Source organism: Halalkalicoccus tibetensis (assembly GCF_037996645.1).
Lineage (GTDB): Archaea > Halobacteriota > Halobacteria > Halobacteriales > Halalkalicoccaceae > Halalkalicoccus > Halalkalicoccus tibetensis.
Genome location: NZ_JBBMXV010000001.1, coordinates 366,836 through 380,883, shown reverse-complemented (window position 1 = coordinate 380,883; position 14,048 = coordinate 366,836). Strand labels below are relative to the sequence as shown.

Annotated in this window: 13 protein-coding genes; 9 read left to right on the top strand and 4 right to left on the bottom strand. The window is 67.7% G+C overall.

All coding sequences use genetic code 11. The features are described from left to right. Nucleotides 1-45: 45 nt before the first annotated feature. Both gcvH and gcvT read right to left on the bottom strand, forming a co-directional pair. Nucleotides 46-417 carry a glycine cleavage system protein GcvH gene (gene gcvH, locus WOA58_RS02175; RefSeq protein ID WP_340602505.1) on the bottom strand — a complete coding sequence of 124 codons (372 nt, stop codon included), beginning with the start codon at nt 415-417 and terminating at the stop codon, nt 46-48. Continuing rightward, nucleotides 414-1,499, bottom strand: a complete 1,086-nt coding sequence (gcvT, locus tag WOA58_RS02170) for a glycine cleavage system aminomethyltransferase GcvT (RefSeq protein ID WP_340602504.1) — start codon at nt 1,497-1,499, stop codon at nt 414-416. Before gcvT ends, gcvH begins: the two co-directional genes overlap by 4 nt. 92 nt (nt 1,500-1,591) lie before the next feature. Here gcvT and WOA58_RS02165 point away from each other — a divergent pair, with 92 nt between their 5' ends. The 4 genes from WOA58_RS02165 (at nt 1,592) to hmgB (ending at nt 5,093) form a co-directional block, all read left to right on the top strand. Next, nucleotides 1,592-2,071: an NYN domain-containing protein gene (locus tag WOA58_RS02165; protein WP_340602503.1), complete on the top strand. Its 480-nt coding sequence runs from the start codon at nt 1,592-1,594 to the stop codon at nt 2,069-2,071. 30 nt (nt 2,072-2,101) lie between these two features. After that, nucleotides 2,102-2,932 carry a TatD family hydrolase gene (locus WOA58_RS02160; RefSeq protein WP_340602502.1) on the top strand — a complete coding sequence of 277 codons (831 nt, stop codon included), beginning with the start codon at nt 2,102-2,104 and terminating at the stop codon, nt 2,930-2,932. Nucleotides 2,933-2,968: 36 nt separating this feature from the next. Next, nucleotides 2,969-3,565, top strand: coding sequence for a DUF2150 family protein (locus tag WOA58_RS02155; RefSeq protein ID WP_340602501.1), 597 nt, complete (start codon nt 2,969-2,971; stop codon nt 3,563-3,565). Nucleotides 3,566-3,695: 130 nt separating this feature from the next. Further along, the gene (gene hmgB, locus WOA58_RS02150) at nt 3,696-5,093 is read left to right on the top strand and encodes a hydroxymethylglutaryl-CoA synthase (protein ID WP_340602500.1); all 1,398 of its coding nucleotides are present in this window, start codon (nt 3,696-3,698) and stop codon (nt 5,091-5,093) included. 64 nt (nt 5,094-5,157) lie between these two features. Here the strand turns inward: hmgB and WOA58_RS02145 are convergent, their stop codons facing one another. Beyond that, nucleotides 5,158-6,609, bottom strand: a complete 1,452-nt coding sequence (locus WOA58_RS02145) for a methyl-accepting chemotaxis protein (RefSeq protein WP_340602499.1) — start codon at nt 6,607-6,609, stop codon at nt 5,158-5,160. Nucleotides 6,610-7,054: 445 nt separating this feature from the next. Between WOA58_RS02145 and WOA58_RS02140 the strand changes: the two genes are divergently transcribed. Further along, on the top strand, nt 7,055-7,924 hold the full coding sequence (locus WOA58_RS02140) for an AAC(3) family N-acetyltransferase (protein WP_340602498.1): 870 nt from the start codon (nt 7,055-7,057) through the stop codon (nt 7,922-7,924). Here the strand turns inward: WOA58_RS02140 and WOA58_RS02135 are convergent. Next, nucleotides 7,921-8,631: a helix-turn-helix domain-containing protein gene (locus WOA58_RS02135; RefSeq protein WP_340602497.1), complete on the bottom strand. Its 711-nt coding sequence runs from the start codon at nt 8,629-8,631 to the stop codon at nt 7,921-7,923. The genes WOA58_RS02140 and WOA58_RS02135 overlap by 4 nt on opposite strands. A gap of 121 nt (nt 8,632-8,752) precedes the next feature. Between WOA58_RS02135 and WOA58_RS02130 the strand changes: the two genes are divergently transcribed. The 4 genes from WOA58_RS02130 to WOA58_RS02115 all read left to right on the top strand — a co-directional run bounded on the left by WOA58_RS02130 (nt 8,753) and on the right by WOA58_RS02115 (nt 14,048). Next, nucleotides 8,753-9,229, top strand: a complete 477-nt coding sequence (locus WOA58_RS02130; protein ID WP_340602496.1) for a GNAT family N-acetyltransferase — start codon at nt 8,753-8,755, stop codon at nt 9,227-9,229. Between the two features lie 282 nt (nt 9,230-9,511). Continuing rightward, entirely contained in the window at nt 9,512-9,898 is a 387-nt protein-coding gene (locus WOA58_RS02125) for a zinc ribbon domain-containing protein (protein ID WP_340602495.1), read from the top strand. Between the two features lie 49 nt (nt 9,899-9,947). Beyond that, entirely contained in the window at nt 9,948-11,114 is a 1,167-nt protein-coding gene (locus WOA58_RS02120) for a metal-dependent hydrolase family protein (RefSeq protein WP_340602494.1), read from the top strand. Nucleotides 11,115-11,270: 156 nt separating this feature from the next. Further along, entirely contained in the window at nt 11,271-14,048 is a 2,778-nt protein-coding gene (locus WOA58_RS02115) for a M14 family zinc carboxypeptidase (protein WP_340602492.1), read from the top strand.

Here is a 14,048-nt window from a genome sequence, read left to right as displayed (position 1 = left end):
TTACGCCCGCCAGTACATGAAGAGCGGGGTTCCGGCCGCTCGCGGCTACTCGATCTGCTCGCGGTACTCCTCCGCCGAGAGCAGCCCGTCGAGCTCGCCCGCGACGTCGAGTTCGAGCATCCAGCCCTCGCCGAAGGGGTCCTCGTTGAGCAGTTCGGGCCGGTCGAACAGCGCCTCGTTGACCGCCCTGACCTCGCCGTCGGCCGGCGAGTAGAGGTCCGAGACGGCCTTGATGGACTCGACGACGCCGAACTCCCCCTCCTGAGAGAGCTCCTCGCCCTCCTCGGGAAGTTCGACGAACACCACGTCGCCGAGCTCGTCCTGTGCGAACTCGGTGATTCCGACCCTCCCGCTGTCGGGGTCGATCCACTCGTGGGACTCCAGGTAGTACAGCTCCTCGGGTACGTCGAAGCTCATTGCCTATCACCGAGGAAGCCGGGGGCTTCAATCCTTGCCCTTTTGTCCGACCCGCGGATCCGTACCGCGACCTCGCGACCCTCCTCGGCGTACTCCGTCGGCACGTAGCCCAATCCGATCGGCTCCCCGAGGGTGGGGCTCATCGTCCCGCTGGTGACCTCGCCGATCGCCCCGTCGTCCGCGCGGATCTCGTAGCCGTTGCGGGGGACCCCGCGTTCGAGGAGGCGCAGGCCGATGAACAGCTCCTCGGGCCCGTCCTCGTTGACGCGCGCGAGGGCGTCCCGGCCGACGAACTCGGTGTCGAGGTCGACCGCGAAGCCGATCCGGGCCTCGTAGGGGGTCCGGGGGTTCTCCTCGGGGTCGAAGTCCTGGCCCGAGAGCAGGAAGCCCGCCTCGATGCGGAGGGTGTCCCGGGCGCCGAGCCCGCAGGGCTGGCAGTCGAACTCCTTCCAGACCTCCTCGGCCGCGTCCCACGGCACGAGCGCCTCGAAGCCGTCCTCGCCGGTGTAGCCCGTCCGGGCCAGCAGGCAGTCCGCGCCCGCGATCCTGGCCTCCGTGATCGCGAATCGCCCGAGGTCGCGCAGCTCCTCGCCCGCCGCCTCGGCGACGAGGTCCTCCGCCTCGGGCCCCTGGATCGCGAACATCGCCCAGTCCTCGGTGGCGTTCTCGACTTCGCAGTCGAGGTCCCACTCCTCGCGGTGGCTCTCCCATCGCTCCTCCATCCGTTCGTCGTGACCCGCGTTGGGGATGAAGAGGAACTCCTCCTCGTCGAGCCGATAAACGACTGTGTCGTCGAGGATGGTGCCCTCCTCGTCGGTGATCGCCGAATACTGTGCGCGCCCTACGGAGAGGGATTCGACGTCGTTGGTGGTCAGCCCCTGGAGCAGCGCGGCGGCGTCGGGGCCCGAGAGCTCGATCTCGCCCATGTGGGAGACGTCGAAGATCCCGGCCGATTCGCGGACGGCCTCGTGTTCGGTTCGGATGGAGTCGAACTCGACGGGCATCGCCCAGCCCCCGAAGGGGGTGAATTTCGCGTCAGCGCCGTCATGGGTGGCGTACAGCGGCGGCCTGCGATCTGACATACCTCGGCTGTCGCGCGGGAGGGTCTAAGGGTTTCCGTCGATCGCCCCGGGAATCCGACACGGTTTTTATCCGACCCCCGAGTGACGATGGCATGGGAGTTCGAGCGGGTCTGCGGGAGCTACTGGATCGGGTTCGGCCCGGGGGATCGAACCGCCGGCGGGTCGGGCTGCTCGTCGACGGGCCGAACGTGCTGCGCGACGAGTTCGACGTGGATCTCGACGACGTGCGGGCCGTGGGCCTCGACTCGGGAACGCTCGTCGCGACCCGGCTGTATCTCGACGAACACGCCACGCCGGGGCTGATCCAGGCCGCGGAAGCCCGCGGGTACGAGGTGGTCATCACCAGCGGCGACGTCGACGTGAAGCTCGCGATCGACGCCACCGAGCTCGTCTACACCGACGCGATCGACACCCTGATGGTCGTCTCGCGGGACACCGACTTCAAGCCGGTCCTCGAGAAGGCCGCCAAACGGGGGATCCACACGGTGGCGGTCGCACCCGGTACCTACGGCCGCTCCGACGCGCTTCGCAACGCCGCCCAGGAGGCGGTGCTGCTCGACGGCGATACGTAGCCCTTTCGGACCCGCACGAGAAGCCCCGGTATGGAGCCGATCCTCGATGACCACCTGCATCTCGACCCCGACCACGGTCGGGGGATCGAGGCCGTCAAGGACTTCGCGCGCTCGGGGGGCACCCATCTGCTCGTCGTCAACAAACCCTCCTGGCATCTCGGGGAACTCCCCGAGTCGGGCGCGGACTTCCGCCACGTCTTCGAGACCACCCTCGGGGCGGTCGCCGAGGCGAACGACGTCCTCGACGGGCGCGCGTGGCCCGTCCTCGGGGTGCATCCGGGGCTGATCTCCCAGCTCGTCGATGCGGGCCATGATCCCGAGGGAGCCGGGGAGATCATGCGCGCCGGGCTCGACCTCGCGAGAGAGTACCTCGACGGGCGGGCGCTGGCGCTCAAGTCCGGGCGACCCCATTACGAGGTGAGCAACGAAGTATGGAAGGCCTCGAACGAGACCCTACGACACGCGCTGGCGCTCGGCGCGGAGCACGGCTGTGCGGTCCAGCTGCATACGGAGGGCAGCGAGGACCTCACGGAGATCGCCGAGTGGGCCGGGGAGCGGGGGTTACCGGCCCAGCGGGTGGTAAAACACTACGCGGGCGGCCGGCTCGCGGGCCCGACGCCGAGCGTCATCTGCGATAAGGACGAGCTGCGCCGTGCCGCCGAATCGGGCGAGCCGTTCATGATGGAGACGGACTTCATCGACGATCCCGACCGGCCGGGGGCGGTGATGGGTCCCAAGACGGTGCCGAGACGGGTAGGCTGGCTGCGCGAGGAGGGCTACGACGACGCGATCCGGACGGCACACGTCGAGACGCCCGAGCGGGTCTACGGGATCGATACGATCGACACTTTAGACGAGTAGAGAAAGGGCTTTGAACGCGGGTCGACACCCTTCGGTATGAGCACCCCGCCCGAAGCGTTCTACTCCGAGGAACGGTGGCAGAACTGGATCGACCGACTGAAAGCCGAGGAGATCGACCCCGAGGACGAGGACTCGGCGCGCCTGCTGCTCAACCTGCAGGACGACACCGCCATCGCCGTCGCGAAGATCGTCAACGCCCACGAGGAGGGCGAACTGGAGGAGGAGGAGGAGGCCATCGAGGAGCTCGCGGACGTCCGCGAGATCGTCCTCTCGGACGTCGAGGTCGAGGACGAGGAGACCGCCTTCCTGATCGACGGCGTCCAGACGAGCTTGGTCTGCGTGTTCGCCGCCGCCGAGGAGTACATCCTGAGCGGGGCCAGCGAGGAGGCCTCGATCGAGGAATACGTCCGCACGGCGGCCGACGCGGAGGCCGAGGAGGACTTCGACGCGGCGCTCGGCTACTGTGCGCAGGCCGGCACCCGGATCGTCGACGGCGAGAACCTCGACGTGAGCATCGGCGAGGAGATCGAGTACGGCTTCGTCGCGGAGTGGGTCAACGGCCTCGACAGCCTCCAGAACGCGATGCGCGACCCCGAAGTCATCGAGGAGGAAGACGCCGACGAGGAGAGCTAAGCGCGCTCGGGTCCGAAGCGAGGCTTGCTGAAGACACTGCTTCGACCAGCGCCCGCTCCGACCCTGCCGTACGTCGATCGTCGAACCGATAGTCGACAGGCCCATATAACTGCCACGATAGTTAGGACGTATGACCGAGGTCGGCATCGACGCCATCGAGATCTGGACCGGGAAGCTCAAGCTCGACCTGCCCAACACCTTCGCGCCGGCGAAGGGCGAGGACCCCGAGAAGTACACGAAAGGCCTCGGGCTGAACGCGAGCTCCTTCCCCGACACCTACGAGGACATCGTGACGATGGGCGCGAACGCCGCCCACCGGCTGATGGAACACGAGGGCCTCGAACCCGAGGACATCGGCCGGATCGACGTCGCGACCGAGAGCTCCTTCGACAACTCGAAACCCGTCTCGACGTATATCGCGGGCTGTCTGGAGGGAGTCTACGACGGGAAGTTCAGCCACGCCAACAAGGGCGAGCGGAAGTTCGCCTGCGTCGCGGGCACCCAATCGATCGACGACGCCTACAACTGGATCAAAGCAGGGAGAAACAGGGGCCGCTCGGCGCTCGTGATCGCGACCGACACCGCGCTGTACGCGCGGAACGACCCCGGCGAGGCGACCCAGGGCGCCGGCGCGGTCGCGATGCTCATCTCCGAGGACCCCGAGCTGGTGAGCCTCTCGACCGAACAGGGCTACGGGAGCGCCGACGAGACGGACTTTTTGAAGCCCAACCAGCAGTTCCCGTCGGTCGACGGCAAGCGGAGCGTGCAGGTGTATCTCGCTCGCATGCGCGAGGCCCTCGAGGACTTCGAGGGCGTCGCGGGGCGCGCACGCACCGAGGACTTCGCGTACATCCCCTTTCACACGCCGTTCCCGGGCATGGTCCGGAAGGCCGCGCTGTTCGGCTACCGGCGGATGATCCGTGACACCCAGCAGGAGGAGGAGCTGGCCGATGAGATCGGCCGCCAGCCCCGCGAGGAGGCGTTCGGCGTCTCCGGGCAAGGCCCGGAATCCAGTGGGACGGAGTCCCACGCTGACGAGGAGGCCTACGAGGAGGCGCTCAACGAGTACATGGACGGGCTGAAACGCACCGACGCCTACCAGGAGTGGTACGGCCGCGTGATCGACCCGACGCTCACGATCTCGCGGGAGGTCGGCAACTGGTACACCGGTTCGGTCCACCTCGCGCGGACGAGCGCGCTCAGGACCGCCTTCGAGGAGGACCGGGACCTGGCGGGCGAGCGCCTGCTCGTCGGTTCGTACGGCAGCGGCGCGCAGGCGGAGATCCACGCCGAGACCGTCCAGGACACCTGGGAGAGGAAGATCGCCGACCTGACGATCGACCAGCAGATCGAGGACCGCTACGACCTCTCCTACGAGGAGTACGAGCGCGTCCACGACGTGCACAACCACGACATCGAGAGCGACCTCGATCAGGGGGAAATCGAACAGTTCACCGACCCGCACGGGGAGTTCGTCTTCGACGGCTGGGGTCGGATGGGCGAACGGAAGTACCGGTTCGTCGAGTAGCGACCCTCACACGACGGGACTCGCCGGCTCGCGCTCTCGACCGTACCGCGACCGGTTGCCCGCCTTAGGGGACCGTGCTCCCCGCTTCTGCTCCGCCGGTCTCTATCCGGTCGACGGTCGCTTCGAGCCGGTCGATCGCGGCTGCGATCTCACGGACGAGCCCGGTCTGCTCCTCGTTGGACGCGACGGCGGTATCGACCACCCTGGCCACCCGGCGCGACCGGTCGGCGGCGGTGTCGACCATGCTCGAGACCTCCTCGGCCCGCCCCGCCTGATCGTCGGTCGCTTCGGCGATCTCCTCCATTCCGGCGGAGATCCCGCTCACCGAGTCGACGATCTCGGCCTGGTTGTCGACGACCTCCCGGACCGCCTCCGCGCTGGTACGGATCTCGTCGGTGACCGATTCGATGCTCTCGACGGTATCGGTGGCGTCCTCGCGCGTCTCCTCGATCACGTCTTCGATGCGGTCTGACTCCTCGCTTACCTGCGTGGCGAGCGACTTCACCTCGTTCGCGACGACGGCGAAGCCGTTGCCCGCCGCGCCGGCCCGCGCGGCCTCGATGTTCGCGTTGAGCGCGAGGATGTTGGTCCGATCCGCGATCTCGTTGATGATCCCCACCATCTCGTCGACCTGTGAGATCTGCTCGGCGAGCTCGCGCGTTCGTTCGGCCGCCTCGTCGCCGCTCTCGGCGACGCGCTCCATCCGATCGGCCGCATACTCGCCCGCGTCGGTGCTCTCGATCGCGAGTCGCGTCGCGGCCTCCGACTGTTCGCTGATCCCCTCGACCGACGCCGCGATCTCCTCGACGGTCGCCGACACCGACGACACCTCGCCGGACACCTCGTTCATGTCTTCCGACTGCTCGGCGGCGAGTTCGCCCGCCTCGCCGATCGCGTCGGCGACGCGCTCCGTCGCCTCCTCCGCGCGGGTGGCGCTCGTCGACACCTCGTCGGCCACCTGCTCCTGGGCCCGCGCGATCGCCTTTCGTTGTTCGACGAGCCCGGTCACGTTCGATGCGGTCTCGAGGCCGGCGACGACCTCCCCCTCGGGGTTTCTGAGCGGAACGCCGCTCGAGCGGATCCAGATGTCGCCCTCCGCCTTGGGGATGTGGCGGGGCTCGGGATCACACCGCGCCTCGCCCTCGTGCATGACCGTCTGTGCGAACGTCTCCATCCCCTCCGACCCCTGGGCGGCGAGGAACTCGTCCACGCTCTCGCCGACGATCTCCGCCTTCTCCACCCGGTTCATCGCCGCGATCCCGTCGTTGCAGTACGCGAACTCGTCCGCGCCGTCGACGACCCATGCCGCCTCCGGGTTCTCCTCGATCAGCTGTTCGAACAGCCCGCGCCAGTAGTCGCGCTCGTAGCGGAGCCGTTCGGTTTCGTCGGCCGCGTCAATCGTCGGACGGAGACCCCCAGAACTCGCCCCCTTCGGTCCCGGTTCGCCGCCACTCTCGTCGGTCACCGTGCCGCCGTCCGTTCGCCTCGGTCCGCTGGGTTCCGATCGTTCGCTCATAATACCAAAATACTGACATCGTCGATAAACGTTACGCAGAAAGTATCAACACTGATACCAATGGAGGAAATCGGTAACGTCGACGTCCGTACCGTCGGGATCGTCGATCCACGATGGCCGGATCGCCGATCGATTCCGTCGCCCGTCCCGACTGGGGAGGGCCGCGAACTCAACGCCTTCCTCTACTGCCTACGCCCGACGCCGACGGATCTGTATCGTACTATACGATGTATCGGGTCTCGTGGCTGACTCTAGGGTCACCCCGAGCGGAAGTGCGGGAAGCCGATGCGGGGGCCGTGCATGAGGGGGTCGAACGACGTCGAGCGTCAGGCCGTCCCGGCGGGTCCTCGTCGCCGATCGCAACCCTGTCTCCCCATATCGATGTGGTGACATACGCCAGATTGAATAGTTGTCTGAAATACATTATCAGTGGAGAGGAACCGGAATGGAACTTCCGAACGCGAGCCACCGGGGGAAATCGCGCATCGCAACGGCGATACGGATCGCCGAGGGGAGGTACCAGCGGGGCCGAACGCTCCGTAACCGCGCGGCGATGGTCGTCCGCCGCAAGCGGCGCAATCCGACGGTCGGCGAGGTGTCCGAACGGGCGTTCGACGACGTGCTCGACGTTTACGCCGACGCCGATACCGTGTTCGTCCACGTCGGTCTGCGGGACCTACGGCGCGCGTTCGATCGCGACCCATACGCGTTTCTCCTGGGGCGGCTCGACGATCGGTTCGAGTCGGTCCTCAACCCGGGGTTCACGCCCTCTTTCCGCTCGGTCGACGGAAGGGTCTACCACAAGCGCTACTCGGTGCCGAAGTTCGGGGCGTTCTCGCGGCTGTTCCTCGAGGACTGTGAATACCGCACCGACGACCCCACCAACTCGATCCTCGTCAAGGGACCGTATCGGTTCCCGGGCTGTGATCACACCGACACGTGGGCCGAGGACGGCTGTTTCGCCCGGCTCGATCGAGAGAACGCCCGCTATCTGAACGTCGGCACCGACTGGCTGCGCTCCTCGCAGATCCATTACCTCGAGAGCCGGCTCGACGTTCCCTATCTCGAGACCGCCGCCTACGAGGGCGTGATCTGCCGTGAGGATGGGGTGCACGAGGAGATCACACACCCTTCACACGAGTACACCATGCCGGTCACCTGGAACCGGCCGAAGATCCGGAACGACCTCGAGCAAGCGGGCGTCCTCGAGGAGTACGACCTGAACGGCCTTCGAGTGCTCGCGTTCCGTGCGCGCGACCTCCGGGAGGCCCTGACCCCGCTGATCCTCGAGGACCCGTACTACCTCGTGACCTAAGGCAGTTCCCGGAGCCGATCCAGCGTCTCCTCGAGGTCCGCGTTACAGACCGCAAGCGAGAAGCCGTCCATCCGAGCCAGGTCCGGGGCGTGTTCCCAGAGGTCCTCGCGGCCCAGCCCGTGGAGGACGACCGCGTTGGGCGTCGGGTTGACGACCCGCATCGCGACCAGCGGGGACTCCCCGCGGGTGACGCCGGTGAACACCAGCGCGCGGTTCGTGCTCTGGCCGTAGAGGCGGTAGAACTCCTCGCTCGAGAGCCGGGTGATCGCCTGGATGCTGTCGATCACGGTGTGGCCGCTGATCCGGTCCGAGGTTCCCGAGACGATCTCGTCGGCGCCAATGGCGCCGTAGAACCGGTTCAGGGGGATCGTCGTGGGGTACTCCCGGAGGTCCTGAACGATGTCGCTCTCGAAGCCCGCGGAGACCACGCGCGCGTACTGGCGGATCCGGTCGCCCCCGCGGCGCTCGTCGATATCCAACAGCGCGACGACGACCCGCCTGATGACACCGATCCCCGGGCTGGCACGCCGCCCGCTCTCATAGTCGCTGATCACCGACGAGGAGATCGACAGCTCCTCGGCGAGCTCGGTCTGGGAGACGTCGAAGTCGGTGCGCCATTTCCTGAGCGTGGCACCCGGCTCGTCGCTGAGGGTGATCTCGCCGGCGACCTTCTCGGCGAGCTCCGCCCGGGCCGGACGACCGCTCATCCGTCCCTCGCCCCGTTCGGAGCCGTACACGTCTCGGTCATTCGTTCGACGATCGTCGAGGGCCGTACTCATAGCTGTCGGTCAACGACAGCCCGAAGCCCGTTCCCGACGGAGCGGGGGTATGGATCACCGACCGTACGACCCCGAAACGGACCGGGAGGACCTCTGGAAGCTCAAGGCGGCCTTCGAACGCGGGCTCGGGACCGGGACCGGCGGCGAGGCCAAGGAGGCCCGCTACGAGGCGAAGCTCACGGACGGCTACCGCGAGCGGTATCTCGATTGGGTCGAACGCTGCGTCGAAAGCGACCCCCGCTGTGTAACCCTCGCTGGCGACGCGGGCTACGTCTTCGTCCTGCCCGAGGAGATGGCGATGATCTGGGACGCCGCGGTGGTAAACGAGCTCTACGTCGCCCCCGCCCACCGCGGCACCGGGCTCGCCGACGACCTGATCGGGGCCGCCTGCGAGCTCGCGCGCGATCAGGACCTTCCCCTCGATCGGCTCGTCCTCGACGTTGACCCCGAGAACGCCCGGGCACGGGCCTTCTACGACCGCCACGGCTTCGAGCCCTGGGGCGAGATGATCGCGCGCGAGCTGTAGATAAACCATTCGTGGCGATATGGAATCAGCGATCAGCCCCGAAGACGACCGGTGCCTGCAGGGACCCGCCGATAGAACTGCCGAGCGAGCGGCCGGCGGTTCCCGGAGCGGCGGAACCCGCCGTGATCCCGAGCGCCGACCCAGGGATCGGTGACCTCGATGCGTTCGATGTCGCCGCAAGCGTTCGACCCCTCCCTCGCGGTTCGTGTGAGTTGGCAACACAGACCTAACCGGTGGTTTCGCCCACAATACTCAATACGGCTTGTCGCGTCGTTTCAAAACATGGACATCTCATCCCGGAAGCGGCCGTGGCTCGCGGCCGCGCTCGCGTTTCCGGTGACGGGGCTCGGTCACCTCTACCTCCGGCGGTGGCGCCGTGCGGCCGGCTGGCTGCTGCTCGTCGCGGCCGCGGCGGTGGTGCTCGCTCCGGGGGTCGAGAGCCCGTCCGTGCTCGTGGGCGCGTCGTTCCAGGCGGTCCCGCTGTTCGTGCTCGTCTGGTTGAGCGCGCTCGACGCGTACATGGTCGCGTACCGACAGAACCTCGTCGGTGATATCGATAGCGAACGGCGCTGTTCCCGGTGTTATCGAACCCAGGGGATGGACATCGGGTTCTGTGAGTGGTGTGGCGACGAGGTGAGCGGCGCCGACCTCCGCGACGGGCGCAGGTGAGCCGACCGAGTTCGTGCCATTCAAGCACCCCGGCGGATAAACTCCGGTAATGATTCTGCGGGACGCGCGCCTGTTCGACGGGCGCGAGGAGCTAACGACGGACGGAGCGATCCGCTTCGACCCCGAGTCGGGGCTGATCGAAGCGGTCGGCGATGCCGAACCACAGGGCGACGAGCGGACGGTATCGCTGTCGGACCACACCCTCCTCCCGGGACTGGTCGATGCCCACATCCACTTCTCGCTGTCTGGCCAGGCGACCGTCGAGGACGTCGTCGGGCAGAGCGACGCCGAACTGACGCTGACCGAGGTCAAAAACGCCAGGACGACCCTCGAATCGGGCGTGACGAGCGTGCGCGCGATGGGTGCGCGCGACCTCGACGTCGTGGTGAAGCGGGCGATCGATCGCGGTGACATACCCGGTCCGCGGACGCTCACGAACTGTCGGTCGATCACGATCACCGGCGGCCACGGCCACCACCTCGGCCGGGAGGTCGACGGACCCACGGAGTGTCGCACGGCCGTTCGCGAACAGGTCAAGCGCGGTGCGGGATTCATCAAGTTCATGGCGACCGGCGGGGTGACGACGCCGGGCACCGACCCCGAGACGCTCGCGTTCACCCACGAGGAGCTGGAAGCACTGATCGACGAGGCCCACCGCCGGGGCGTCCATGCGGCGACCCACGCCCACGGTGCCGAGGGGATCAAGGCCGCCGCCGCGGCGGGCGTCGACACCGTCGAACACGGCACCTTCATCGACGAGGAGGCGATCGACCTGCTGCTCACGAACGACGTGACGCTCGTTCCGACCCTCTCGGCGCCCTACCGGATCGCGCGCAACACAGAACAGGCGACCGAGGAGAGCTCACGCAAGACCGGGAGCGTCTACGAACGGCATATCGAGTCGTTCAGACAGGCCTACGAGGCGGGCGTGAACATCGCGGGCGGCACGGACGCGGGCACCCCCTTCAACTACCACGGAACGAACAGCACGGAGATCTCCTTCATGGTCGAACACGGGATGAGCCCGGCGGAGGCGATCGAGGCGATGACCGCGAGCGCGGCCGAGGTGGTCGGCCTCGACGTCGGCGTCCTCGAACCGGGGAACTACGCCGACCTGCTCGTGGTCGAGGGCGACCCGTTAGAGGACGTCTCGCTGCTCCACGAACCTACGGCGGTCCTCAAGGGCGGCGAGGTCGTCGCCGGCTCGCTTCCCTGACCCGCCGTGTCGTGTCGGGAAACGGCGTTCGATCCCTCCCTCGCCGCTCGCTAGCGAGCGGCGAGGACGAATACCGTCGTGGCGGATATCGCTCTATGTTAATACTTCCGTAGCTAATTATACTTCGAACCGAAATAGGACAACCGTTGACGCGACATGAGTGAACAACGACGGAGTCCGAACGGAGAGGGGTCGCGGTTCGGCGACGGAACGGTCGATCGACGCGAGTTCCTCGCGCTCTCGGCGGCGATGGCGGGGGCGCTTGCGCTGCCCGGGATGGCAACGGCGGAGCTCGAGGACGACCGGCTGACCGATCGCTACGCGTTCGTCATCAACCACACCGACGACGACTACGAGGCGGCGACGCTGATCCGGCTGGCGGAGGGTGCCACCGACGACGTCTCCGGGTGGGCGATCGAGACGACGACCGACCCGGGGCCGGCGGCGTACGCCCGACTCACGACCGCGGAGGTCGAGGAGGTCCTCGCAGTCGAGGGCGTCGAGCGCCTCGAGTTCTCGCCGGGGTCGAACCCGTTCTGGAAGCTCGACTCGTACCCGGGACGGGTGTTCCACCCGCCCGAAGAGAGCGTCGAGTACGTCGGCTATCGGGAGACGGTCGCCGGTCTGACCCACCTCGCCGAGGAGCACCCCGACCGGCTCGCGTTCTCCCCGATCGGCGAAACCCACGGCCACGAGAACCTGCTGTCGGGCGAGCAGGACCCCCAGGACGTCTGGGTGGCCGAGCTGACGAACGATCACGGCGAGTCGTTCGCGGACAAGCCCAAGGCCGTGTTCACGATCGGGATCCACGGCGACGAGCGCGCGGGCGTCGAGGCGGGCGTCCGGCTGATCGAGGAGGTCCTTCGGGGCGAACGTCCCGAGGTCGACGACCTGTTGGAGGAGGTCGCGCTGGTGTTCGTGACGGCCAACCCCGACGGCTGGGTCTCGCGCAAGCCGGAGTTCGCGAGCCGCTTCGACGACTTCCAGCGGGGGACGCCGGCGCTCCAGCGCGGCGTCGACGAGGCCGACGTCGAGGAGCCCTGGGAGGGCTCGTTCCACCTCGACTCGAACCGCCAGTACCCGAGCCTGGGCTGGATCGATCCGATCAACTTCCCCGGCAAGCCCGACGGCGCGCCGTCCGAGACCGAGGAGCGGGTCCCGGATGCGACGTCGGTCGTCTCGCATCTCAGGGGCTACGACGACATCGAGTACGTCGCCGACTACCACGGGATGCAGTGGGCGGATCACTTCGTCCTCAGCCTGATCGCCAACGGCGACTTCGATCTGACCGACCAGCACGCCCTCGACGAGGTCAACCGTCGGATCGATCGGGGGATGATCGACGCGCTGGGCTCGCGCGACGACATCGAGGACGCGATCCTCGCGTCCGCGGAACGGCAGTACGCGGACCAGTTGCGCGAGCCCCTCGACCTCGGGGACGACTGGCTACCTCCACAGCTGAACGACGAGGGGTTGTTCGAGTGGGGGTCGATCCACGATACGCTCTCGTATCAGGTCGGGGGCGCGCTGCTCTGTTGGGCCGGCCAGCCCGAGGAAGCGGGCGGGCTCGGCGCGCGAACGATCGCCCCCGAGATGGCCTGGTCGAACAGCCAGGAGCCCATGGAGAAACGGTTCGTCCCCGAGACAGTCGACGTCCAGGCCACGGCCTACCAGGTCTCGATGGTCGAGATCGCGACGATCCTCGCCCAGGGGGTCGAGGCGACGATCGATGCCGGCGGGACGACGACCGCCTACGTCACGAGCGACGCGGTCGAGCGCAGCTCCGAGGAGCTCGCGTTCACGCAGGCCGAGACCGAGTCGAGCAAAACCGACGTGACCGTCGAGGACGGGGAGAGCGAGACTGTCACGATCGAGGTCCCGACGGGGACGAACAGCCTCGACGTCCACATCCGCCCGGAGTTCGGTTCCGTTCGCGTGACGATCCGCGATCCCGACGGGGAGGCCGTCGTCGAGACCGACGAGCTGTCGGGCCACGGCGACACCGTCGGCTGTGCCTGCATGGAGCACGACGAGACCGAGCAGTTCCTCTGTGAACCGGCCCCCGGCGAGTGGACGATCGAGGTCGAGGGCCTCGACGGGGAGAGCGCGGTGAGCCTCTGGACGCTCGCCGTCTCGGGGGAGGCAGAGGGGGTCGCGAGCCCGGATCCGGCGGACGTGCTCGGCTACGAGCAGCGCGAGTACGACGTCTCGCCGCTCGCCTTCTTCGAGGACCACGACGCGTACATCGAGGACGGCGGGTTCGAACCAGTCACTGTCGAGGAGGTCTGTGAGGGTGTGCTGCTCGAGGACGGGAAGCCGGCCTACGGGAACGTCGTCGTCATCCACGACGACGGGGCCGACCGCCCGATATACGCCGAGGCACTCGACGCGTACACCGAGGCGGGCGGAGACCTCGTCCTGACCGATGACGGGGTACGACTGGCGGGGGTGATGGACGCCGGAATCGACGCCGAGGCGATCGGCGAGGTCACGGAAACGGTCTCACATCTCGCGTCGAAAGAGGACCACCCACTGCTCGATGGCGTGCGGGGGATCGAGGCGGAGCTCTGGAAGCCCGCGCCGCTCGGCTATCCGGTGACCGACGCGGGGACCGCCCCGACGACCGTGATCGATGCCGACGAGTTCGAGGCCGCCGGCGGGACCGTCGCGGGCTGGCTGGGCGAGGACGAGGAGGGCTACCCCCGCGTGGCCGCCGGTTCGATCGACGGGTCGATCCACGTCATCGGCGGGCTGTTGCCGCCGGCGAACCAGCGGTACCTCCACCCGTTCGGGCTGCTCGACTACTGTCTGTCCTATGCGGGCCAGACGGTCCTGCTGAACGCGCTCGGCTACGATCAGCACAGAACGGTCGACGGCGAGGAAACGCCGGAATCGGCCGGCGACGAGCGGGCCGCCCTGTCGGCAAGCGAATAG